This window comes from Afipia sp. GW821-FHT14H12 (genome assembly GCF_058803465.1).
This window is the reverse complement of record NZ_JBXAOZ010000002.1, coordinates 15,960-38,310: the sequence shown is the minus strand read 5'-3', so window position 1 is coordinate 38,310 and position 22,351 is coordinate 15,960. Positions and strand designations below refer to the sequence as shown.

At 59.3% G+C, this 22,351-nt stretch carries 21 protein-coding genes; 13 read left to right on the top strand and 8 right to left on the bottom strand.

Annotated elements, in window-relative coordinates; translation table 11 throughout:
• The first annotated feature begins 36 nt into the window (after positions 1-36).
• Positions 37-465 (top strand): hypothetical protein, encoded by a 429-nt coding sequence (locus tag AC1RNA_RS11850; protein WP_009339531.1) that lies wholly within the window; start codon positions 37-39, stop codon positions 463-465.
• Here the strand turns inward: AC1RNA_RS11850 and AC1RNA_RS11845 are convergent.
• Complete coding sequence (locus AC1RNA_RS11845; protein ID WP_009339532.1) at positions 413-2,041, bottom strand: glycoside hydrolase family 17 protein; 1,629 nt, start codon at positions 2,039-2,041, stop codon at positions 413-415. The genes AC1RNA_RS11850 and AC1RNA_RS11845 overlap by 53 nt on opposite strands.
• Positions 2,042-2,320: 279 nt before the next feature.
• Here AC1RNA_RS11845 and AC1RNA_RS11840 point away from each other — a divergent pair, with 279 nt between their 5' ends.
• From AC1RNA_RS11840 to AC1RNA_RS11825, 4 genes are all read left to right on the top strand, one after another.
• Positions 2,321-2,857, top strand: a complete 537-nt coding sequence (locus AC1RNA_RS11840) for a hypothetical protein (protein ID WP_048756041.1) — start codon at positions 2,321-2,323, stop codon at positions 2,855-2,857.
• A 173-nt stretch (positions 2,858-3,030) separates the two neighbouring features.
• On the top strand, positions 3,031-5,685 hold the full coding sequence (locus AC1RNA_RS11835) for a glycosyltransferase (RefSeq protein WP_492951543.1): 2,655 nt from the start codon (positions 3,031-3,033) through the stop codon (positions 5,683-5,685).
• 298 nt (positions 5,686-5,983) lie between these two features.
• Positions 5,984-7,318 (top strand): oxalate/formate MFS antiporter, encoded by a 1,335-nt coding sequence (oxlT, locus tag AC1RNA_RS11830; RefSeq protein WP_492951242.1) that lies wholly within the window; start codon positions 5,984-5,986, stop codon positions 7,316-7,318.
• A gap of 167 nt (positions 7,319-7,485) precedes the next feature.
• Positions 7,486-7,779, top strand: coding sequence for a hypothetical protein (locus AC1RNA_RS11825; RefSeq protein ID WP_009339536.1), 294 nt, complete (start codon positions 7,486-7,488; stop codon positions 7,777-7,779).
• Positions 7,780-7,907: 128 nt separating this feature from the next.
• On the opposite strand, the gene AC1RNA_RS11820 is transcribed toward AC1RNA_RS11825, so the two are convergent.
• Genes AC1RNA_RS11820 through AC1RNA_RS11805 form a run of 4 tightly spaced genes read right to left on the bottom strand, consistent with a single transcriptional unit; the run spans position 7,908 to position 13,795 of the window.
• The gene (locus tag AC1RNA_RS11820) at positions 7,908-11,102 is read right to left on the bottom strand and encodes an efflux RND transporter permease subunit (protein ID WP_492951241.1); all 3,195 of its coding nucleotides are present in this window, start codon (positions 11,100-11,102) and stop codon (positions 7,908-7,910) included.
• Entirely contained in the window at positions 11,095-12,072 is a 978-nt protein-coding gene (gene ihpB / locus AC1RNA_RS11815; RefSeq protein WP_492951240.1) for a divalent metal ion exporter adaptor subunit IhpB, read from the bottom strand. Before ihpB ends, AC1RNA_RS11820 begins: the two co-directional genes overlap by 8 nt.
• Positions 12,069-13,340 (bottom strand): divalent metal ion exporter subunit IhpA, encoded by a 1,272-nt coding sequence (gene ihpA, locus AC1RNA_RS11810; protein WP_492951239.1) that lies wholly within the window; start codon positions 13,338-13,340, stop codon positions 12,069-12,071. Before ihpA ends, ihpB begins: the two co-directional genes overlap by 4 nt.
• A 56-nt stretch (positions 13,341-13,396) precedes the next feature.
• Positions 13,397-13,795 (bottom strand): hypothetical protein, encoded by a 399-nt coding sequence (locus tag AC1RNA_RS11805; protein WP_244469072.1) that lies wholly within the window; start codon positions 13,793-13,795, stop codon positions 13,397-13,399.
• Positions 13,796-14,132: 337 nt separating this feature from the next.
• Between AC1RNA_RS11805 and AC1RNA_RS11800 the strand changes: the two genes are divergently transcribed.
• The 8 genes from AC1RNA_RS11800 to AC1RNA_RS11765 all read left to right on the top strand — a co-directional run bounded on the left by AC1RNA_RS11800 (position 14,133) and on the right by AC1RNA_RS11765 (position 21,102).
• On the top strand, positions 14,133-15,473 hold the full coding sequence (locus AC1RNA_RS11800; protein WP_492951238.1) for a tyrosine-type recombinase/integrase: 1,341 nt from the start codon (positions 14,133-14,135) through the stop codon (positions 15,471-15,473).
• Positions 15,474-15,712: 239 nt separating this feature from the next.
• Positions 15,713-15,955, top strand: coding sequence for a hypothetical protein (locus AC1RNA_RS11795; protein ID WP_492951237.1), 243 nt, complete (start codon positions 15,713-15,715; stop codon positions 15,953-15,955).
• Between the two features lie 84 nt (positions 15,956-16,039).
• Positions 16,040-16,969, top strand: coding sequence for a hypothetical protein (locus AC1RNA_RS11790; protein WP_492951236.1), 930 nt, complete (start codon positions 16,040-16,042; stop codon positions 16,967-16,969).
• Positions 16,970-17,664: 695 nt separating this feature from the next.
• The gene (locus tag AC1RNA_RS11785; protein ID WP_492951235.1) at positions 17,665-18,018 is read left to right on the top strand and encodes a hypothetical protein; all 354 of its coding nucleotides are present in this window, start codon (positions 17,665-17,667) and stop codon (positions 18,016-18,018) included.
• Between the two features lie 166 nt (positions 18,019-18,184).
• Positions 18,185-19,312 (top strand): terminase large subunit domain-containing protein, encoded by a 1,128-nt coding sequence (locus AC1RNA_RS11780; RefSeq protein WP_492951234.1) that lies wholly within the window; start codon positions 18,185-18,187, stop codon positions 19,310-19,312.
• A 232-nt stretch (positions 19,313-19,544) separates the two neighbouring features.
• Entirely contained in the window at positions 19,545-19,895 is a 351-nt protein-coding gene (locus AC1RNA_RS11775; protein WP_492951233.1) for a hypothetical protein, read from the top strand.
• Positions 19,892-20,722 (top strand): hypothetical protein, encoded by an 831-nt coding sequence (locus tag AC1RNA_RS11770; protein WP_492951232.1) that lies wholly within the window; start codon positions 19,892-19,894, stop codon positions 20,720-20,722. The genes AC1RNA_RS11775 and AC1RNA_RS11770 overlap by 4 nt, the downstream gene beginning before the upstream one ends.
• A gap of 194 nt (positions 20,723-20,916) precedes the next feature.
• Positions 20,917-21,102, top strand: coding sequence for a hypothetical protein (locus tag AC1RNA_RS11765; protein ID WP_492951231.1), 186 nt, complete (start codon positions 20,917-20,919; stop codon positions 21,100-21,102).
• A gap of 27 nt (positions 21,103-21,129) precedes the next feature.
• Here AC1RNA_RS11765 and AC1RNA_RS11760 read toward each other — a convergent pair whose 3' ends face one another.
• From AC1RNA_RS11760 to AC1RNA_RS11750, 3 genes are all read right to left on the bottom strand, one after another.
• On the bottom strand, positions 21,130-21,606 hold the full coding sequence (locus tag AC1RNA_RS11760; protein ID WP_492951230.1) for a hypothetical protein: 477 nt from the start codon (positions 21,604-21,606) through the stop codon (positions 21,130-21,132).
• Positions 21,607-21,734: 128 nt separating this feature from the next.
• Positions 21,735-21,983, bottom strand: a complete 249-nt coding sequence (locus AC1RNA_RS11755; protein ID WP_492951229.1) for a hypothetical protein — start codon at positions 21,981-21,983, stop codon at positions 21,735-21,737.
• 9 nt (positions 21,984-21,992) lie between these two features.
• Entirely contained in the window at positions 21,993-22,220 is a 228-nt protein-coding gene (locus tag AC1RNA_RS11750) for a hypothetical protein (RefSeq protein ID WP_492951228.1), read from the bottom strand.
• Positions 22,221-22,351: the final 131 nt, after the last annotated feature.

Below are 22,351 nucleotides of genomic sequence, written 5' to 3'. Positions count from 1 at the left end.
CAGCCCGCGATCCTGAGACCTTTCTTGAGAGACCTCATGGCCGATCCCCTTCCGCCCGGCGACCCGACCCAGCTTCGCGAGATCGAAAAGAAGCGCCCATTCCGCCCGAGCCCGGTGCAGGTGCAGTGGCTGCTGGTCGTCGGCTTTCTCAGCATCGGCTATGCGCTGTATCTGCGCTATTTGGCCATCGAGTACTCACCGGTGGCGCTTGCCTGCGATGGCGGCCTGCCGACCATGCTCTGCAAGACGCGGCTGATGATCACCTATCTGTTCAAGAACGACGTGTTCGGCCTTGCCGCGCTCATCATCGCGGTTCTGCACGTCATCCGGCCCTCGGTGGTCACACTGACGGCCGGCCTCGTCGCCGCCGGGTTCGGCATCGTGCTTTACAATATCGGATTATCGGGCGTCGCTATCGCGTTGATGATTTTGGGGTTCGCGCGACCCGCGCCAGCGACAGCGTGAACGCCAGCAGCGCATAGGCCCCGCAGGTCCACAGTGACTGCCAGTTCGCCGACCCTTCGTTGAAGCCGATGTAAACCACGCTCAACGCCAGCAGCACGGCAAAGGTCGTTTCCGCGATCGGCCGCCGGCCATTGAGCGGCGGACCATTGAGAAGCATCAGCAGCAATGCTGGCACGGCCGCGATCGTCAGCGCCACGAACGGGAAATCGCGGTAGCGCGGATCGAATACGAACCCCAGCGCCGTCTCCGTCGCGAGCACCACCACCACCGCCAGTGCAAAGCCCAGCGCACGCAGCGTCTTGGAATCCGTGCGTTCCTCACGCGGGCCGATCAACTCGATGAAGGTCGGCAGGCAGCGGCCCGTCACCATCGCCATCGCGGAAAGGATGGCCACCGCAAGAGCCCCGGCGAGCAACGCGCTGTTGGCGACCCAGCCACCGATGCCGAAACTCTCGACCTGGACCTTTTCCACGCCCCAGCCCGCAAAGACGCCGCCGATAGTGGCGCTCACCCCCACGAACAGCCACGAGGACAAACGGGGCGACCATGGCCTGCGCCGCAATGCCGCGAACGCCACGACATACATCAGGATGCAGAAGGCAAGCCCGCCGCCCATCTGATATTTCCACATCGGATGGTTGGTGATCGGCTGGCCCGGCACATATTTCGGCTGCCGGGTTTCGTTGCTGAACAAGCCCCAATAGCCGCCGACGGTGCCCTCGAGCTGGCGCTTCCAGGGCTGGTCATAGGCCTCGATCAGGTTGACGCGGAATTTCTCCGCTTTCGCCAGAGCGAGAATCTGCGACACCACGAATGCCTGATTGGCAAGCGAGGGGAGCGCGCCGTCGCGCATGCGGCCGGCGCTTGGCCAGCCGGTTTCGCCGATCAGGATTTCCTTGTTGGGAAACGCCACCGCCACGCGTTTGCGAATCTGGTCGACATGGCCCGCCGCGTATTTCGCGCGCACCGGAAAATCTTCCCAGTACGGCAGGATGTGAATGGTGACGAAATCGACCGCATTATAAATCTCGCGGTTGCGCAGCCAGAATTCCCACACGTCCGCGTAGGTGACCGGCATGTTTTCAACGCGGGATTTAACGTAGCGAATCGTCGCAACCAGATCGGCTGCGGTCATCTCGCCGCGCAGCAACACCTCGTTGCCGACCACCAGCGCCTCGATCGTTCCGGGATAACGCTTCGCCAGCGCCACGGCGGTGTCGATCTGCAGGCTGTTCCTGAAACGGTTGCTGCCGAGCCAGATGCCCTGAATGACCTTCAGCCCGACTTTCGCCGCCTCGCCCGGCACCTGGTCGAGGCCGCTGTCCACCGAATAGGTGCGGATGCAATTGGTGATCTTGGCGAGTTGGGCAAGATCCTGCGCGATCTGCTGAACCGGCACGTGCAGCGACGGATCGAGCGGGCTCTGCGCGCCACGGAACGGCGTGTAGGACACGCATTCCAGCTTCTGCGCGGGATCGAGCGGCGCGCGCGCGCGCGGCACCGGCTCGCCGAGCCAGATCCATGTCCCGGCAATCACGCAAAGCGAGAGGACCAGAAGCGCTAGCGGCGTTCGCAACGAAATGTGTTCACCCTCCGAAGCTGTCGATTAGCCGCTTGGACCTGCGCTGCCAAGAGCCACCGCCCCTTGCCCACCAACTTTGATGGTATTCCAGCCTTGCCGGGCAGGTTTTCCGCGACGCGCTGGACAAAATCGCGATTGTGTTTCATGGGAATCTGGGCCGGAAATGACCGCCGCATTGGGGGCTCATTTGCGCGTCAACAGGTGGTCTCGCCTTCGGCGGGGAGCCTCCTTCCAACACAAGGGCTCGCACGAACGGGTTCGATCGGGGAAATCATGGGTCATCACTTCGCTGTCCTCAAGACTATGCCGTTTCGTGGCGCGGCCATCTCGGCACTATTGCTTGCCGCAAGCCTTGGTCTCGCAAGCGCCGCCAGCGCCCAGACCAACGAAAAGGGTCAGGATCAGAGCAAAGCAGCCCCCGCCGCCACAGCCCAGGACAACCGCGAAGCACAGAAGCGCACCGACGAGTTCGCCGAGGCAGCCAAGGCCATCAACGGCCCCGCAGGCAACCCGGAATGCGTCTGGCTCGGCCGCCGCGTGGTCAACCTGATGTGGCGCGACGATCTCGACACCGCCTTCCGCCACCTCGACCTCTATGATCGCTTCGGCTGCCCCGGCGGGCATGTGCAGGCGACCTTCCGCTGCCTCGTTCGCTTCGGTGCGACCATCGACAACAAGATTCCTGATACGCTGAACACCCGCATCCAAGCGTGCTGGATCAACCCGTCCGCCCAACCGCAAAACAGCAACTTCCCGCCGCCAACGCCGCCCGCCGCGCCCCCCGCGAAACCCGCGGCACCGGCCAAGTAGTCCGCTGCGGCACGGAATCGCCTCATAGTGGTCCGCGCCCATAAAAACGCCACGACGCCATACCAGATGTTAAAGCGCGTCATGTAAAAGCGTGATTGTATAGGCGTCTGTCTTCGCCACGGCCGGACCTGGGACCGATCCGGTGTCTTGTCATGTCGGTTCAAGGGTTTGCGATGCGCGCGGTAATCGCCGTTCTGATTTGTGTGGCCGCGGCTCATGCCGCCCTCTGGGGTCTGCTCGAAAAGAAGGAAACGGCGCCCGACTTCCGCGGCATGCTGCCGAGCGTGTCCTATGCCCCGTTTGAGGGAAGCGCCCATCCCGGCGTCGATAACATCCCGAGCGTCGAGAAAATCCGCGACGACCTACGCAAGCTATCAAAGATCACCAAAGCGATCCGCCTTTACTCGTCCACCGGTGGCGTCGAATTGGTTCCACCGATTGCAGCCGAATTCGGACTGAAGGTCACGGTCGGCGCCTGGCTCGATAAGCATCTCGACCGCAACGAGCGCGAGATCGCCGCTGCCATTGACCTTGCCAAACACAACAGCAACGTCATCGCTGTCGTCGTCGGCAACGAAACGCTCTACCGCGCCGATTTGAAGGTTGACGAACTGATCGACTACATCCAGCGCGTGAAGCGTCAGGTCAATGTTCCCGTCACGACGGGCGAAATCTGGAGCATGTGGCGCGACGAGCCGAGACTCTCCTCGTCCGTAGATTTCATCGCCGCGCACATCCTGCCTTACTGGAACAATATTCCCGCAGGATCTGCCGTCGATTACGCCATGACGATCTCCAAGCTGCTGCGGGACAGCTTTCCCGGCAAGCGGGTGGTAGTCGCGGAGTTCGGCTGGCCGAGCCAGGGCTACAACCTGAAGAGCGCCGAACCCGGCCCGTTCGAACAGGCCTCGATCCTGCGCAATTTCGTCACCAGAGCCGAGTCGATCGGGCTCGACTACAACATCGTCGAAGCTATCGACCAGCCATGGAAGTTTTTCGAAGGCGGCGTCGGCCCTTACTGGGGCATTCTGAACGCATCGCGTGAACCTAAATTCCCATGGACCGGCCCGATCGTCGACCCGGATTACTGGAAGGTCGCGGCGATCGCGGTGCTGGTCGGCATCCTGATGTCGTTGCCGATCTTCCGCCTGGTGCATCCGACGATCCTGCAGGTCTTTGTCCTGACCGTCGCCGCCAATGGCGTCGGCGCCTGGATGGCCACCGTGTTCTCCTACTGGAACACGCATTACTTCGTGTTCGGCTCCGCTTTCGCGCTGACGCTCGGCATGATCCTGCTGGTGCCGCTCATTCTGATTGCGATGGCGCGCATCGAGGAGATTGCCACCGTCGCCTTCGGCCGCCGCCCGCAACGGCTGATCGACAGGCCCCTGCCCGCACCCGCCGACGGCAAATTCCCGAAAGTCTCGATTCATATCCCGGCCTATTTCGAGCCGCCGGAGATGCTCAAGCAGACGCTCGATGCCGTGGCCCGGCTCGACTACCCGAATTTTGAGTGCGTGGTCATCATCAACAACACGCCAGATCCGGCCTTCTGGCAACCGATCCAGGACCATTGCCGCACGCTCGGCGAGCGTTTCATCTTCATCAATGCAGAGAAGGTGATCGGCTTCAAGGCCGGCGCGCTGCGCATCGCGATGGAACGCACGGCTGCCGACGCGGAGATCATCGGCATCATTGACGCCGACTATGTGGTAACGCCGAACTGGCTCAAGGATCTCGTGCCCGCCTTCGCCGACCCGCATGTGGGCCTTGTGCAGGCCCCGCAGGATCATCGCGACGGCAACCAGTCGCTGATGCACTACGCCATGAACGGCGAATATGCCGGGTTCTTCGACATCGGCATGGTTCAGCGTAACGAACAAGACGCCATCATCGTCCACGGCACGATGTGCCTGATCCGCCGCGCCGCGATGGAAATGGCGGGCGGCTGGGCAGGCGACACCATCTGCGAGGACACAGACCTTGGCCTCGCCATCATCGAGCATGGCTGGAGCACGCATTACACCAATACGCGCTACGGCTTCGGCCTGCTCCCCGACACTTATGAGGCGTTCCGCAAGCAGCGCCACCGCTGGGCCTATGGCGGCTTCCAGATCGTCAAGAAGCATTGGCGGCGCTTCCTGCCCGGCGCGAGCCGCCTGTCTCCCGGCCAGAAACGCGAATTCACCCTTGGCTGGCTGAACTGGCTCGGCGCGGAAAGCCTCGGCGTCGTGGTCGCGATTCTCAATCTGATCTGGGTGCCGGTGGTCTCGTTCGCCGACATCGCCATCCCCGACAAAATCCTGACGCTGCCGATCATTGCCGCGTTCGTGGTCTCGCTCGTGCATTTCGTCGCGCTCTACCGGCTCCGCGTCAAAGTCACACTCGGCCAGTTGCTCGGCGCGATGATCGCGGCGATGTCGGTGCAATGGACCGTTTCGCGCGCCGTCGCCAACGGTCTGATCACCGAGCATTTGCCGTTCGCACGTACCTCCAAGGGCGGCCTCTCGCGGATGTCGGTAGAATTCCAGGCCTTCTGGGAAGCGGTGATCGGCGCGCTGCTGCTGGTGGGCGCAGTGGTGCTCGTTGCCTTCAACCAGAAAGACGTTCGTGAAATCTACATCTTCGCCGCGGTACTGGTCCTCGAAAGCCTGCCGTTCCTCTCGGCGGTTGGGATCGCGATTCTGGAGACCTCCCGCGCCAACCAGTTCGGCTTCTGGAAGCAATCGGCCATTCGCGCGGCTGAACTGATCGGTCTGCGCCGCGAGGCAATGCCGATGGTCGGCGCCCCGTCTTCTGTGCGCTCGGACCTGACGCCGAAGGGGTGATGAGTTAGACCCCATCACTCATATGCGGCGATCCGACACATACACTGCGACAATCAGTCATCACGACTTCTTGTAGATTTCCTGAATTTAATTTTTTGTCATAATTTCCATCAAACCTGATTTAGCTCAAAATCATCTCATAAGTTATTGCTTCATATAGCAATTATTATTCCGCCACGACGCAGCGGTTGCCGACACAATGTTGCGGCGCACTATTGAGAATTGGAATATTATATACCAGAGTTTTCGCCTGCGAACGGGGCTGCGAGCCCGACAACAGTTCACGGCAGGAGGAAACATGACAACGAATTCGGTGAAAGCTCAGTCAGAGGCTGAGGCGCAAGGCATCTATCGCTGGGTGCAGCTCGCGATGGGCCTCGGCTGCATGGCGATGGTCGCCAACCTTCAATATGGGTGGACACTCTTCGTCGACCCCATCGACCAGAAATATCATTGGGGCCGCGCGGCAATCCAGCTCGCCTTCACCTTCTTCGTCGTGACCGAAACCTGGCTTGTGCCGATTGAGGCCTGGTTCGTCGACCGCTTCGGACCGCGCATCGTCATCATGTTCGGCGGCTGCATGGCGGCGCTGGCGTGGGTCGTCAATTCCTACGCGAGTTCGGTGGAGATGCTGTACCTCGCAGCCGTCATGGGCGGCATCGGAGCAGGATCGGTTTACGGCACCTGCGTCGGCAACGCCCTGAAGTGGTTCCCCGATCATCGCGGCGTCGCTGCGGGCGCAACCGCTGCCGGCTTCGGCGCAGGCGCAGCGCTGACCGTTGTGCCGATCGCCCACATGATCGGCTCCAGCGGCTATCAGACCGCCTTCTTCGATTTCGGTCTCGGTCAGGGCCTCGTCGTCCTGATCCTCGGCTTCTTCATCACCAAGCCGACGTTCGACATTCCGATCACCAAGAAGAAGCTCAACCTGCCGCAGACGGTCTATGGCTTCAAGCCGAGCGAAACTCTGCGCAGCCCGATCTTCTGGGTGCTCTATGTGACCTTTGTGCTGGTCGCCTCGGGTGGCCTGATGGCGGCGGCGCAGATCGCACCGATCGCGCACGACTACAAGATCGCCGGTGAGCCGGTCAGCCTGTTCGGCTTCCAGATGGCGGCCCTAACGATGGCGATCTCGCTGGACCGTATCTTCGACGGCTTCGGACGCCCGATCTTCGGTTTTGTGTCCGACACCATTGGTCGTGAATACACGATGTTCATCGCCTTCGGCACCGGTGCACTGATGCTGCTGACACTGTCGCTCTACGGACACTCGGCGATCGTGTTCGTTCTGGCGACCGCGGTGTATTTCGGCGTATTCGGCGAAATCTACAGCCTGTTCCCGGCCACCGCCGGCGACACCTTCGGCGCGAAGTATGCCACCACCAACAACGGCATGCTGTACACCGCCAAGGGTACCGCCGCGTTGCTGGTGCCCTTCGGCAGTATTCTCGCCAAGAACTATGGCTGGCAGTCGGTGTTCATGGTGGCCGTGGCTTGCAACTCGATCGCCGCCCTGCTCGCGGTCTTCGTGATCAAGCCGATGCGCCGCGCGCACATCGAGCGCAGCAACGAATTGGCGGCTAGCGGCCTTAATGCATCGGCGCCCCTCTCGGTGCAGAACGCCAACGCATAATTATTCCCCCCAAGGGACCAACCTTGAGACCAGGCGGTTTCCGCCTGGTCTTTTTTTTAGGTGGGCGGCTGATCTGTGGCGCGCCGTCAAGGCGACAAATAGCCTCAAATTGCTTGTAGGTTTTATATCGCGTGGTAGCCTGTTACTTTCAGAGCGGGCGGGGTTCCATGCATCAACCGATCGACAGGCACCATAACAATACTTTCCGGCACTCAAGGAAGGGCCAGCTCACCGCCCTGTTTCTGGGGTGTATCGTTAGCATCAGCGCACTGGTCAATTTCATCAGCGCATTTCGGAGCAGGCAGGTCCTGTACGGCGGCCGGCTCACCCCGACCGGCTGGATCTCGTATCAGGCCCACCCGGCCTTGTTCATGTGGGTTCTGGCCATTGAGGCCTGTGCCGTGCTGATTTGCATCGGTGCCATCTACGCCGTCTTCTTCAAAGACATCGATCAGACTTAAGCTTCACGGCTCGACTGCAAGGCTCGCGGCCGCGCGACTCGACCGAGGCATGAACGCCGTGCTGTGTCCGGCCTGATCGCGATAGCTTGCCGCCAACATCGATGAGCGCGGATGGACTCCGCCGCGCATCACACCATTTCATCCGGGTCGGCTGCTTCTTCCGCTTCCTTCCGAAAAAGAACATACAAGGCGGGAAGCACGAGCAGCGTCAGGACAGTTGACGATATGATGCCGCCAATGACGACTGTCGCCAGTGGCCGCTGCACCTCGGCACCGGCTCCAGTCGCGATCGCCATCGGCACGAAGCCCAGCGAAGCCACGAGCGCCGTCATCAACACCGGACGCAATCTGGTCATTGCACCTTCGCGGACGGCATCCTGCACCGATCGTCCTTCCCGCCGAAGTCGCTCAATAAACGCAATAATGACGAGGCCATTGAGAACAGCGACGCCAGAGAGCGCGATAAATCCGACACCCGCGCTGATCGAGAGTGGAATCCCGCGCAACAGCAACGCCACGATGCCGCCGGTCAGAGCCAATGGCACGCCGCTGAAGACCAACAGCGCATCTGCAGCCGAACCGAGGCTCATGAACAAAAGCAGCAGCACCAACGCGAGCGCCACCGGCACCACGATTGTGAGCCGCTTTGCCGCGGAGACGAGTTGCTCAAATTGTCCGCCCCACCCGATCCAGTAACCGGCCGGAAGCTTTACCTTCTGGGCCACGGCTTCCTGCGCCTCCGCGACGAACGATCCGAGGTCACGTTCGCGGACATTGACGGTCACCACGATACGCCGCTTGCCATTCTCACGACTAATCTGGTTCGGACCCGGCGCTGCTTCGACAGTCGCGACGGACGATAGGGGCACGTAGCGAGGTTGCCCGGTTGCCGTACCCGACAAGGCCGTGCGCAGAACTGGAGGTGTCCCCGACTCTCCCGCAGGCAACGGTATCGGAATTGCTCGGATTGCCTCGATATTCTCCCTCAGCCGCTCCGGCAGCCGAACCACGATGTCGAAACGCCGGTCGCCTTCGAACAGTTTGCCGACGCTCTTGCCGCCTATGGCGATTTCAACGACATCCTGAACTTCGCTCACGCTTAAACCGTAGCGTGACAACGCCTGCCGATCGAGCCTGACCGTGAGAATCGGAAGACCTGCGACTTGCTCGATCTTCACGTCAGTCGCACCACGGATGCTTTTGACCACAGCCTCTACCCGGGACGCCTCTCCTTGCAGGATATCGAGATCGTCGCCAAAGATTTTAATGCCGACGTCGCTTCGGACGCCTGAGATCAGTTCATTGACGCGCAACTGGATCGGCTGGCTCACTTCGTAATTGCTGCCCGGCACGTCGTTGGCCGCTTTCTCGATTTCCTCGACCAATTGCGTTTTCGGCTTGGCCGGATCCGGCCAATCGCCGCGCGGCTTCAACATGATGTAGCCATCCGACATGGATGGGGCCATAGGATCGGTTGCAACTTCCGCCGTACCGGTTCGCGTGAAGAATTCTTTCACTTCCGGCAATTGCCCGATCCGTTTTTCGAGCGCTTTCTGCAAATCGAGCGATTGAGTGAGACTCGTTCCCGGAATCCGGGTCGCCGCCAAGGCAACATCGCCTTCATCGAGATTCGGGATGAATTCGCCTCCCATTCGCGTTGCTGCAAATCCGCTGATCACGACGATCACGGCCGCGGCAATGGCAACACCCCGGCGAGACATGATGGCGCGATCGAGCAACGGCATGTAAATGCGCTTGGCGCCGCGCATAAAAGCGTTCTCTTCCTCAGACACTTTGCCCGTTACGACAATGGCAACCGCAGCCGGAACAAAAGTGATGGAGAACAAAGCAGCCGCTGCGAGCGCCATCAGCACCGTGAGCGCCATCGGCGTGAACATCTTGCCTTCCACGCCCGTGAGCGTGAGTACCGGCAGATACACAACGCCGATGATCAGTGTTCCGAACAGACTCGGTTTGATCACTTCGGCTGAGCCACGAAGGATCGTATCCATTCTCTCCCGAAGGTTCAGCAAGCGCCCACGCCGATGCTGGGCTTCGGCGAGAAGTCGCAGACAGTTTTCCACGATGATAACCGCGCCATCGACGATAATGCCGAAATCGATGGCTCCCAAGCTCATCAGATTGGCGCTCACCTTGTTCTCGACCATGCCGGTGATCGTCATCGTCATGGAGAGCGGGATCACACAGGCCGTTACCAGAGCGGCCCGGATGTTGCCGAGGATCAAAAACAACACCACGATGACGAGGATTGCACCCTCGACCAGATTTTTCTGAACAGTCCTGATTGTGGCATCGACAAGGTCCGTTCGATCGTAAACGGTTCTGGCGACGACTCCATCCGGAAGTGATTTGGCGATCTCGCTTAGCTTTGCCGCGACACGCTGCGCAACCGCGCGGCTATTTTCCCCTATCAGCAGCAAGGCCGTGCCGAGCACGGTTTCCTGTCCGCCCAGCGTCGCGGCTCCGGTCCGAAGGTCTTTGCCTTCGATCACCTGTGCCACATCCTTCACCCGAACGGGTACGCCGCTTCGGGCGCCTATCACGATATCCTGGAGCTCGGCAATGTTGGCGACCTGCCCGGGAGTTCGAACCAGATACTGCTCGCCGTTGCGCTCAATATAACCCGCGCCGACGTTGGCATTGTTGGCAGCCAGCGCCGTCATCACATCGCGGAAGCTGATTTTATATGCCATCAGCTTGCCGGGGTCGGGCAGGACATGAAACTGGCGCTCGAAACCGCCGATAGTGTTCACTTCGACGACGCCGGGAACATTCCGTAACTGCGGTTTGATGATCCAGTCCTGAATCGCGCGAAGCTCGCTTGGCGTATAGTCGCTGCCACCCGGTGCCTTGGCGCCCTCTTTGGCTTCGACCGTGTACATGAAGATTTCGCCAAGGCCGGTTGCTACCGGGCCCATCGCGACTTCGATGCCCGCAGGAATCTGATCCTTCACCTGCTGGATACGCTCGTTGACCAATTGCCTCGCGAAATAGATGTCGGTGCCATCAAGGAAAACCACGGTCACCTGGCTCAACCCGTAGCGGGACAACGACCGCGTATAGTCAAGCTTAGGCAAACCGGCCATCGCCGTTTCAACCGGAAAGGTGATGCGCTGCTCGGTCTCAAGCGGCGAATAACCGGGCGCCCTGACGTTGATTTGCACCTGGACATTGGTGATGTCGGGAACGGCATCGATCGGAAGCCGCATAAAATTCCAGGTGCCGAAGGCTGCCAGCCCCCAGGCGAACAGCATGACGAACCATCGCTGACGGATTGAGAAACGGAGAATGGCCTCAATCATGTTCGGCATCTCCCTTGCCCATTTCCGCCTTCACGACGAAGGAGTTAGTGGCGACGTATTTCTCCCCCGGCATTATGCCCGCGCGAACCTCCACGAATTTTCCATCCGTGTCTCCGAGCTGGACAGGGCGCGCCTCAAGCTTGTCCTCCTCCTCTCGCACGAAAACGACGGTCTTGTTATCCAGGGTCTGTATCGCGCCGGCGTTCACAGCCACGGGCACATGCCGTTCCGCAAGAACCAGACGCGCGGTCACAAAGAGGCCGGGCCGAAGGCGACCAACAGGATTTTGGAGAACGACGCGCGCAAGCGCTGTTTGCGTATCGCTTGCTCCAACCGGCGCAAGGTAGGATATCGCACCCTTGATCTCGCCAATTCCGTCTTCCGGATCGATCAATATTTCATTGCCGATCTGAACCCGCCGCAGATCTTGCCGATAGATCGACAGGTCCACCCAGATCGTCGACAGATCAGCGATAACGAAGGATGGCTTTTGCTCGGATGCGTACTCGCCCAGAGATATTTGCCGGTCGATGACCGTCCCGCCGATTGGAGCTTTCAGGTCGTAGACAGTCAGACTTTGATTGCTCTCGATCGAAGCCAGTAGATCGTCCTTTACAACGATGTCGCCTATGCGCTTACGGATGGCTCGCGCAATCCCGGGAAACCTCGGCGTCACCTGAACGACTGTCTCCTGGTTCGCCCGCAGGATACCGTTGAAACTCAGCGTCTCGTTCAGAGTCGCAGGACCAGCCTCGGCGAAGGTCGCACCGGCCGCTGCCAGCTTTACATCGCCAATGCGGATGCGGTCGCCACCATGCTCATCATGCGCAACATGCTCGTTGCCTGATTTCTCTTGCTTGACGCCACGCTCACTATGTTGGTGCGGTGCTTTTGGCGTCAACGCCCGATAGCTTGTCGCGCCCGCAATGGCGGCAAGGATGGCGATGACAATGGTCGTAGAGGTTTTCATCGCGCATTCCCCCGCGCAAGAGCAAACGGATTCCCCACAAGGCCTTCAATCGTGGCTACGGCAATATGGAAATTTTGCAGCGCCTCCTGCTCGCGCAGGCGGGCTTGGGTCAGACTGGATTGCGCATCGAGCACCTCAAGCAGCGAGAACCGCCCTTGCCCGTAGCCGTCGGATATGGCGTCCGAGGCCTGTCGCGCTTTTGGAATTGCCGTCTCCCGCAACACAGCGAGTTCGCGGAGCGAGCCTTGCAGCGAGTCATAGGCCCGCCCCGCGACGACGATGAGCGTATTGCGGTTGGCTTCCCGCTCAGCCCGAACCTTGGCAAGATTCTCCTGCGCGGAAAGGATATTTCCCTGATTCTGATCGAACAGCGGGATCGGCACCGAGAGCGTGAGCCTCACCGCATCGTCCCTGGTGTCGTTAAAATGACGCCACCCCGCGGACAGCCGCACGTCGGGATACGGCTTTAACCTCGCAAGTAACAATTCGGCGTTGCGTTGCGCATAGAGAGCTGTCCAGCGCACGAGCTGTGGGTTGGCGTCGATGGCGGCAACGACCGACTGAAAGGTCGGCGGTCGGCCCGTGACATCGAGCTGCCCCGACACGGCAGAGAATTTCGGCGCGGTATCTCCCATCAGAACAGCAAGCTCGCGGCGCGCGCTCGCGAGCACCGCCTTGGCACGCTCGCGGTCGGCCTTCACAAGCGAGGATGCGACATCGGCCCGCCCCGTCTCTGCAACCGAGGATGCACCCGCCTCCACACGCCGTTGGAGAAGGGGCGTGATCTTGTCGATCGCCACGACTTGTTGATCGAGAATGTGAATGCGGCGTTGAAGACCGACAACGTTGACGAAAGCGATCGCGGTCTCTGAAAGAATCTCCAGCCGCGTCGCCTTGCGCTGGATGGTCGCGACATCGACACCTGCGAGGCCTGCCGAAATACGCGCCTCCCGCTTTCCGAAGAGTTCGAATAGCTGGCTTATTTGCAGCGTCGTCTCGGCAGATCGCGTTCCGCGATAAACACCTGAGCCAAACGAATTGTCCTGCTCATAGGACAGTTCGGGATTGGGGAGAGCACCAGCCTGGATATGCTGACCGGTTGCTATCCCGACGTCCCGTTCGGCCGCCGTAAGGCGCGGACTGGAAACGAGCGCGCGTTGCAGCGCTGCTCTCAGGGTGAGAGTCTGCGAATGCGACATCGCCATCAGCCATGGGCTGACCAGCAATGCCGCCGCGCACGCAAAGCGCGCGGCAATCTTGAAAAACATATGGAATGACCTGACGAGCGACATGGTGGGAACGCGAAGCGTTCCGGCGGCAGCGTTCAGGCAAAGAATTTTGGTGGAGGCGGGTCGAGGCCGAGCGGCAATCCCCGGAGAAGGATGCTGCTTGCTACGGAGACTTTATGCGTTGGGCTAACAACGAGCGAGGTAGTTATCGGCGCTGGAATCGTTACCGAGAAGCAGCCATGACAGTGGTGGTCGGAGATAACGCCTTTCTCGGATTGACCAAGGTCGTTCTTGATCGACGCGACGATCGATGTGCCGGAGTTATTGGCAACATCCAGATCGCAGAACCCGTGCAGCGCTCCCGCCAAAAGGTACATCGTCAACACAAATGCCGCGAAGAACCTGCGCGGAAGGCGCAGCAGCGGCAGGCGTTGAAGATGAAAGCATGAAATCACTGCGATGCCTTTCGGATCGGCCCAAGCCCCCGCTAACACGCGACCGGCTCAATGTCGACGCGCCGGGAAAAGAAAAAATGGCTGGTTTGTCGCAGTAACGGCTAATCGCTTGTCGGAATGGAAAATCCCACTTCCGCTAAGCCCTTGAAATATTGGTGAGCGCGGAGGGACTCGAACCCTCGACCCCATGATTAAAAGGCGCACTTTGGCATGGTGCAGGCTGTTTTAGCCTGTTCAAAACGACCAATTTTTCCCGCCCATAAGTTAAAATAGTTGATATAATACAGTAACTTACGTGGTGCGCGCTGTTGCGGCGTGGTGCAGCGTGAGGAAGCCGGGTGTTGCACCCATTTTGCACCTTTTGTGGGGCGCGTTGATGCCCGAAGCAGCCGAGCCCGCCGGGGGCAAATCCGAGCGAAAGCCGCCCAAGCCCGAAAAGCTGACCGAGCCGAAAGTCGCCGCCAAAAAGTTCGAGGGCAAGCGCTACGACGTTTACGACGCAGACGAGCGACGGCTGGTACTGCGCGTCGGCAAGTACACCAAGACCTGGCGCGTGCTTTATCGCGATGCCAAAGGCAAACGCTGCGGCACGCTGCTCGGCAACTGGCCTGCGGTCTCCGTCAAGGAAGCTCGCGAAAAGGCAGCCCGGGCAAAAATCGCCGCCAAAGACCGTGTTGAAAACCCGCCCGCCCCGCCGGAGCCGACATATCGCGAAATCGCGGAGAACTACTATCAGCGCGTTGCGCTTGCTGAGGGCTTGCGATCAGCGCCGCAAATCAAAAGCTACCTCGATAAAGTCATCCTGCCCGCATGGGGCGACAAGCCATTTGTCAGTGTCCGGCGCGGCGACGTGACAAAGCTGCTCGACCAGGTCGCGGACGAACGCGGCCCACGGGCAGCCGACATGGTGCTGGCCTTCGTGCGGCGTATCGGTAATTGGCATCAAAGCCGAACCGAGGACTACATATGCCCGGTCGTTAAGGGCATGGCTCGAACCCGCCCCGCGTCTCGCCGTCGAAAGCGCATCCTCAATGACGAGGAAATTCGCGTCATGTGGCATTGCTGCGAGAAGCTGGTGACAGCGGGCGCATTCATTCGCTGCTTGCTGCTGCTTTGCCAGCGGCGCACAGCCACAGCGACCATGCGCTGGTCGGAAATCAAGGACGGGGTTTGGAAGCCTTCGCGACCGCCACGTGCCAAGGGTGTGATTGAGCAGATCAAGCTGCCTCGACTGGCGCGCCAAATAATCGAGAACCAGCCCGTCATCGTCGGCAACGACTACGTGTTCACAGCATCGCGTGAGGGTCGACGCAACGGCCCGGGCGAAGCGTTTGGGTCTTTCAGTGCCTTCGGGCAAGCCAAAGCCGAACTGGATGCGCTTATGGGTGCCGAGCTACCCGACATCCCGCCATGGACGCTCCACGACTTGCGTCGAACTGGGCGCAGCTTGCTCGCCCGTGCGGGTGTGCCGGAAGAACGAGCCGAAAAGATATTGGCTCATTCACCACGCGACCCCCTTGTGGCCGTCTATAACGTTTTCGCCTACACCGACGAAATCAACGAAGACCTTGCCACGCTCGACGCGCTGATCACGCGGATCGTGTTTCCGCCAGCTCCGAATGTCGTGACGCTGCCCAAGCGTCGCAAACAGGGCCATCGCCAATCGGCCAAAAACGCGGATGGGGAGCGTTTCACGAAATTGCCAGCATCGCCCTAGGCGAATGCTCAAAGGCTCCCGTACCGGCTCGCTGGCAGTGTCGTCGCGTGTTGCATTCCCGGTGCGGCTTCGCTAAATTCCCAATCGGCCAAGCGCTGTTGATGAACGCTTGGTGGAAGTTGGGAAGGCGCTGGTGACCCAGAGAGCCCCAACCCCATGCCGATCCAGCACACGAATGCCCGCGCGGATCCTCATCGTGAAACGTTTGCCGAAAGGCGAGCGCGACCCGTGAGCATGGCATGTCAAACACCGAGTCTAAATCACCTACGACCTCTGTACGGACCGACGTTGCGCCGGTCTATTGCAGCCTTGCCTATGCGCAATCGCTGACAGTACCGCCGAAGTCCCGCCATTTCTGGTGGCGGCAGGAAAAGCGCGGCCACATCAAAGCAATCCGATTAAGCAACGCCCCCAACGGTCCGAAACACTATCGGCTTGCCGACGTGATGGCCGTTCTTGAGGGCGAGCGCAATGAAGCATGAAAAAAGCCCGTCCTCGGCAAAGGGCGGGCTTTTTTCATATGAGCAAGAACGAACGACCCAACGATCAAGAAAGGCGCGCCCGTTATGCGCAACATATCGCCATGTCCAACGTGGATCAATCTCGTCAGCTTTATCGTCCCCTACATCGACACCGCCGAAATGCATTTTAGACGCTTGCCACAGGGCATGATTGCGAAATTGCGTCAAACGCACGGGCGATGGGTATGGCGCGATAAATGCTTCGACAAGCATGGCCAGCGTCAAGGCTGGCGCATCTCTGTTCAGCAGCCCGCGCTCGCCGTCCTACGGCTGCTTGAAAGCTATGGCGGCGTGTGGTGCCGCTTCGATGTGGCATATGACATTTCGGCCAAGCCCGGTGTTGATCAGGCCGAGCTAGACCGCTTGATCCGCCAGCAGACGATGCTGCGATGGTGTCCACGCGGCCCGATACTCAATATCGACGATACGAGCTACGCCGTTGAGCAGCGAAGCCGCAACAAGCGATCAAACCGCGATTTGACGATCTACAACGACAAGCCGAGCAAAGTCACCGGCGAATGCGGCGTACCTCATATTGAACTTCGCATCATGAATGCCGGAAGCGTAAAGGCGCAGAACATCGCCAGCGTTGATGATCTGATCGAACTAGACCCCAAAGCATTGTTCGCAAAACACATCAAGGTCGTCGCCTACGACGCCGACAAAGCCCGTCAGCGATTTATCCGTAAAGGAATTGTACAGAACAGGCGAACACGTAGGCATGGCTCGAACCGATCAGCAATAGCGCAGGCATTCATTGACGCACATCAGGCACGACTGCCTCGGCAATTAGCGCAGCTATTCGACAGGGGCCAGCGCGATCGTGTGCAGATATTCAGCCAGTACTATCCAAAACGTGTTGAACGCATGAAGGCTGGCGACGTGCAGTCACTCGACATTGAGCAACGGCTATCGTGGGTAGCAATGAGCATGATTGAAATGACAAGGAAATTAAAACAAAGGGGGGCATGTTGATGTGTTGTCATGACGACGACGTAAAAGACCCGTATCACGACAAGATGGACTGGACTGCATGGCGCTACGGTCTCCGAGCAGTGCCCGAACCCGAACCCAAAAAGCCAACAAAGAAACGATGGCGAAAGCGAAGACCGCGAAATTACATCACACCGACCACGCGCAGATACCGTATCAAAGATATGATCTTCAATAATGCTGCAATCAGCGTCGATGAAATGATGACTGCACTAGGCGAAACGTCAAAGACGGCCAGGTTCAACATTTCGCAGCTTGCGTCCGAACATCGGCACACACTGAAATTTCTGGCACGACAAGGCGCGACGGGGTTGCACGCTAGCAAGGTTAGTAAGCGTATTCGCCGGGTCTGAATGCTGGAGAATGCTAAAACGGCGAGGCTTAAAAAGCCCGTCACGCAAGCAAACCCCTGCCCCTTTATTTTGTTCGTCAAGCAACGTGGCGGCCTCGAAAATGCCGAGTGAAGCAAGAAACGTGATCTTAGATCATGGGGTGACGGCCATCTAAGTGCTCTGCCAGTGGAAGCCAGTACCAATGGATTGACAGAGGGGTGCAAGGAATGTGCATTCAGCCCTCGAAAATATTGCCAAAGTATTCGAGGCGAATACATGCACGGCACAAGGTGGACTGAAACATCGATCAAGAAGGGCAGAAGCCGCGTCACGAATGGCCGCGTCATGCCCAAGGGCATCGACCAGCGTTCGGTGTGGGTACGCAGGTTCAAGGACATCGTAGCTTTACACACGGCAGATCGCGGCGGCGTTGATCGCATGTCGCAAGCCGAGCAATCGCTCGTGCGATGCATCGCCACGCTGACCGTCGAACTAGAGCAGATGGAAGTCCGCTTTGCCGAGTCTGAAACAGGCGCAACAGCAGACCAGCTTGATCGGTACCAGCGCGCCTCGAATACCCTGCGACGGCATTGCCAGACTATCGGGCTTAAGCGCAGCGCCCGTGACGTGACACCAGACTTGCAGACCTATCTGCGCAATCGATCAAGCCAACGCGTGACATTGGAGCATGACGGCTAGGCAACGCATACGCCTTTCACGCCCTCGCGTTCGCATAGCGCCTACCCCCTCCACACCCACACTACTAGACTGCATCGCCGATCCGCATCTGTTTGCGCCGTGGTTCAAAGACCCCGCCACATGGCAGGCGTGGTTTGCGTTCATTGCGGCCTTGTTCGCTTTGCCGATGACGGCAGACCAACTTGCGATCTATCGCGAACACACTGGCCGCGACGATCCCCCAGACACCGCCGCATCAGAGGCTTGGCTGATTTGTGGTCGTCGTGCGGGCAAGTCGTTCGTGCTGGCATTGATCGCTGTGTTCCTCGCCTGCTTCCACGAGTACCGGCAGTACCTGGCCCCCGGCGAACGCGGCACGGTCTTTATCATTGCCACCGACCGCAAGCAGGCACGCATCATTTTGCGATATGTGCGCGCGCTATTGACGAACGTGCCGATGCTGGCTCGCATGGTCGAGCGGGAATGGGCCGAAGGCTTCGATCTATCAAACTTCGTCACGATTGAAGTGGCCACGGCTTCGTTTCGTTCGGTCAGAGGCTTCACACTCGTTGCCGTGCTGCTCGACGAGATTGCGTTTTGGCCGACCGACGACACAGCCACACCCGATTACGAGGTCTTGAACGCCCTGCGGCCCGGCATGGCCACGATCCCCAATGCTCTGCTTTTGGCGGCTAGCTCGCCGTACGCCCGCAAGGGCGCGCTGTGGGATGCGTACAAACGGCACTATGCCAAGCCCGGCGATCCCATAACCGTCTGGCAGGCTCCCACAATAGCAATGAATGGCACCGTAGCGCAGGCCGTCATTGACGCTGCCTATGAGGCCGATCCTGCCAACGCTGCCGCCGAATACGGGGCGCAGTTCAGATCGGACATTGAGGCCTTTATTGCCCGCGAGGCTATTGAGGCTTGCGTTACGCCCGGTGTGCGCGAGCGTGAGCGCGTGCCCGGCCTGAAGTACTCAGCCTTCCTCGATCCGGCAGGCGGCAGCGGCAAGGACTCGTTCACGCTGGCTATAGGCCACAAGCAGGACGGCTTCGCAGTACTGGACGTCATTCGCGAGCGTAAACCGCCGTTCTCGCCCGAAGCCGTCGTGACAGACTACGCTGCCCTGCTGAAAAGCTATGGCATCAATCGCGTGCTCGGTGACCGCTTCGCTGGCGAATGGGTACGCGAGCCATTCAAGGCGCACGGCATCACATACGAACCGGCAGCTAAGCCCAAGTCCGACCTATATCGCGACTGCTTGCCGCTGATCAATTGCGCAAGTGCGAACTACTCGACGACGCCAAGCTGATGGCGCAGTTCGTCGGTCTCGAACGCAGAACAGCCCGCTCGGGCAGAGACTCCATTGACCATGCGCCAAACGGTCACGACGACCTATGCAACGTCGTCGCCGGTGTTCTCGTGAACACAAGTGGCAAACGCTACGCCTACGACAGCAGCCTAGCTTGGGTCGGTGATCCCACTCCGCAAGAAGCCCGAATGATCGGGCTTCGTAACTACGTCATGTCAGGAGGACTACTGCGATGAAAATTATTGATGGAAAGCAGGTCGCCGAAGATGGCGAGACAATCAAGGTGGCGCGCGACGACCACGCGGTGCGCGTGCCGCTGATGTTGATGGATCATCGGCCCGAGCCGATCGCCATTGCACACAAGCCCGGCTTTCTGCCGACAAATGCCGCCGACCGCGCCGCGCTCGACGTGGCTCAGGTCGTGCGTGAAAAGAAGCTGTCAGACGCTTGGCGTAACCCGCCGCCGCTCGATGTTCCTGCGGCACCTTCACCCCGAGCACCCATCACGCCGACCGCGCTGACAAGCGACCAGCGCTACGCCGCGCGCGATAAGCGGCTTGAAGACGCGTGGAGGCAAGCATGATCAACACAATGAACCTTCCCTTGGCCGCAAGAACGCGGCTGGCCGAGATTGAGGATGCGAGTGACCTTGCCGCGCAAACCTATCATTCGGCATCGGCTCGCATCAGCGAACTCAGAAAGGCACTGAGCAACAATCCGACCGGCGAACATGCCGAAGGGTTTGAGTTTGAAATATCGCGGATGCAGGGTGTTCATGCGCAGCAACGCGAAGCCATGATGAACGCAGCCAACCTCGCGCGCATCGTCAAGGAATGGCTGTCACGGCAGCCCGAAGATCGCGAGTTTGAGGAAGAACGACTGCCTCTGCCCAAGCTTCGCAAAGGCGAAACGCCCTTGCGAGCGGTTCAACGGCTTCGCGGCGAGATCGCAACCCGTGTGATCGAGCGCAAACTAATCGCAGAAGCCGCGCCCCCAATTTCTGAATTGAAAGCACAGGCCAGTGAGTTTGTGGCTGAACTCGTTAAAAGCGGCACGCCCACGCTCAAGACGGATGCTGGCGTTTTGACGGCAAGCATTGAGAGCAAGGCATGGGGTCCAAGCAGGTCGATGATTTTGGCCTGCGTGGCGTGGCTCGACCCGAAGAAGTTCACGGATCGATTGCATCGCCAGATCGATGAAATGGACAAGACGTGCGAGCTACGCCTGACGGCTCAACAGAAGGCCGAGAAGCTGCGCGACATCGCCGCCGATGTAAGGAAGCTCGGCTGCGAGGAAGAAGCCATCATTCGGGATGCGGCTTTGCAAGGCCAGTCAATCGCGCGCCGGTTCGACGTTGATGCACAGATCGTATTGGGGGTACGCAGAGCAAGGGCGAAGGCGGTTGCGTGAATTCCGACCCTTATCGCTGTAACTCCCAGCGATAAGCGTCCTTGGCTGTTCATGGGTGCAGCGCGAAGGGCATCGACCTCGACGGCCTTATCCTTTGGGTCGTCGGGTGCTCGCTGGCCGTCCTCCCGGCCATTGCCAGCGAGCGGTGCCGGTCTGTGTTGCCAACTAGCACAGACCGGCATTACTCTATGCACATGATTGGGTGGCTCAAGCGATTTTGGAAAGGTATCCCGCTCAACGCGCCCGAGCCGGTGACGCCGCTAGTTTTGCCCGGCTACGATAACGATCTGGACGAACTGCAGGCGCACCTAGAAAGCAATGATGCCGGTGTTGAGCGGTTAGCGCGGATGGCAGAGCTTTTTCAGAAGCCTTTGCGTTAACACGTGCGATGCTCCCGAGAAGGGCGACTAGCGCATAACCACGACGCTCGCTAGCTCTTTTCCAAACTGCCCATCTTCGGGAATTCCCATAATCGTGACATTGCATTCTGGGGTCTGAAGACCGTTTAGACATTCCTTCAGAAACCAACGATGCGTCTCGCTATCTATCCGTTTGAGCGTAAACAAGACATTCGCACTTTTAAACGCAACGCTCGTGTCCGACGGATTAAAGGCACGCCCACGAATTATCACCGGTCGACCGCGCCATTTCTTCCAGTCGATGACTAAGTCAGCCGTTGAGAGGACCACCGCGCCATCAACTATCATGCCAGCCTTGAAGTCTTTGACCAAGGGTTTGGCCGAAATCTGCGGAATGGTAGCGGCAGACTGCGTTCCTGCCGCTACGTGGGCCATTGCACGGCTTTCGTTCAACCGTACGAACAGCAGCGTCGCACACAGTACGAACGAAGCAGCCAATAACATCCACGGCCAATGCCTCGCCATAGTATTATCCTCATTGTTATTTTTGGGATGTTAAAGCGTACGCCTTGCGATCGGGTTACCGCGGAAGGTAACGGCGCAACTAGTGCATCGAATAAAATTTAAGCTATCAATCTGGATTGAACTATTCGCTAAAGCGCGGCGAGATCGTCCGGCACCTGACCGAACGCCCGTATTACATTTGCTTCATCAAAACGTCCTTCGGACAAATCGCCACTACGGCTGAATGCCAGCGCACCTACGTTACCCTCTTTGCGCGATAGGGCCTCTGCACGCATAACGGCGATATTAGCGCTCTGACATTCCTCAGCTTCGCCGGGCACCGGCCCTTCCTCGCTGTCCGTGAACGGCAAGGCAACAAACCACGTCACGTCACCCATAGCTGCCTCCTAGTCGTACCAGTCAGGGATGTTGTCGAGGTCGATATCCTCGGTCGATTCCTCTTTCGCCTCGGGCTTGGGCGGCTCTCGCCACACCTCGCCCCGCGTATAGCCTCGCGAAACTGCCGCATAGACCTCGCTCAATTCCATTTCGAGATATTCATTCGCCAAGATCAGCGACCGGATGGCGCTGCGCATGTCGCCGTCCGCCATGGCAATGGCTTGATCAGCAGCCACGTTTAAGCGGTCCGCATCCGTTTGTGGATCGGGCTTCGGTAATGCCGACACTGGGCTGTTCCACCTTGAATTCGTTCCTGTTATGTTCTTATGGTTCTGGGATGGAGTCAAGTGAGCAGAAGCGCCGTTTT

Excerpts from the sequence above, each read along its gene's own strand:
- AC1RNA_RS11770 (WP_492951232.1), top strand. The coding sequence starts at position 19,892 with ATGATCAACACAATGAACCTTCCCTTGGCCGCAAGAACGCGGCTGGCC.
- ihpB (WP_492951240.1), bottom strand. The coding sequence starts at position 12,072 with ATGAAAACCTCTACGACCATTGTCATCGCCATCCTTGCCGCCATTGCG.
- AC1RNA_RS11850 (WP_009339531.1), top strand. The coding sequence starts at position 37 with ATGGCCGATCCCCTTCCGCCCGGCGACCCGACCCAGCTTCGCGAGATC.
- AC1RNA_RS11840 (WP_048756041.1), top strand. The coding sequence starts at position 2,321 with ATGGGTCATCACTTCGCTGTCCTCAAGACTATGCCGTTTCGTGGCGCG.
- AC1RNA_RS11780 (WP_492951234.1), top strand. The coding sequence starts at position 18,185 with ATGACGGCAGACCAACTTGCGATCTATCGCGAACACACTGGCCGCGAC.
- AC1RNA_RS11760 (WP_492951230.1), bottom strand. The coding sequence starts at position 21,606 with ATGGCGAGGCATTGGCCGTGGATGTTATTGGCTGCTTCGTTCGTACTG.
- AC1RNA_RS11820 (WP_492951241.1), bottom strand. The coding sequence starts at position 11,102 with ATGATTGAGGCCATTCTCCGTTTCTCAATCCGTCAGCGATGGTTCGTC.
- AC1RNA_RS11785 (WP_492951235.1), top strand. The coding sequence starts at position 17,665 with ATGCCCAAGGGCATCGACCAGCGTTCGGTGTGGGTACGCAGGTTCAAG.
- oxlT (WP_492951242.1), top strand. The coding sequence starts at position 5,984 with ATGACAACGAATTCGGTGAAAGCTCAGTCAGAGGCTGAGGCGCAAGGC.
- AC1RNA_RS11755 (WP_492951229.1), bottom strand. The coding sequence starts at position 21,983 with ATGGGTGACGTGACGTGGTTTGTTGCCTTGCCGTTCACGGACAGCGAG.
- AC1RNA_RS11790 (WP_492951236.1), top strand. The coding sequence starts at position 16,040 with ATGCGCAACATATCGCCATGTCCAACGTGGATCAATCTCGTCAGCTTT.
- AC1RNA_RS11765 (WP_492951231.1), top strand. The coding sequence starts at position 20,917 with ATGATTGGGTGGCTCAAGCGATTTTGGAAAGGTATCCCGCTCAACGCG.
- AC1RNA_RS11825 (WP_009339536.1), top strand. The coding sequence starts at position 7,486 with ATGCATCAACCGATCGACAGGCACCATAACAATACTTTCCGGCACTCA.
- AC1RNA_RS11775 (WP_492951233.1), top strand. The coding sequence starts at position 19,545 with ATGAAAATTATTGATGGAAAGCAGGTCGCCGAAGATGGCGAGACAATC.
- AC1RNA_RS11835 (WP_492951543.1), top strand. The coding sequence starts at position 3,031 with ATGCGCGCGGTAATCGCCGTTCTGATTTGTGTGGCCGCGGCTCATGCC.
- AC1RNA_RS11795 (WP_492951237.1), top strand. The coding sequence starts at position 15,713 with ATGTCAAACACCGAGTCTAAATCACCTACGACCTCTGTACGGACCGAC.
- AC1RNA_RS11800 (WP_492951238.1), top strand. The coding sequence starts at position 14,133 with ATGCCCGAAGCAGCCGAGCCCGCCGGGGGCAAATCCGAGCGAAAGCCG.
- ihpA (WP_492951239.1), bottom strand. The coding sequence starts at position 13,340 with ATGTTTTTCAAGATTGCCGCGCGCTTTGCGTGCGCGGCGGCATTGCTG.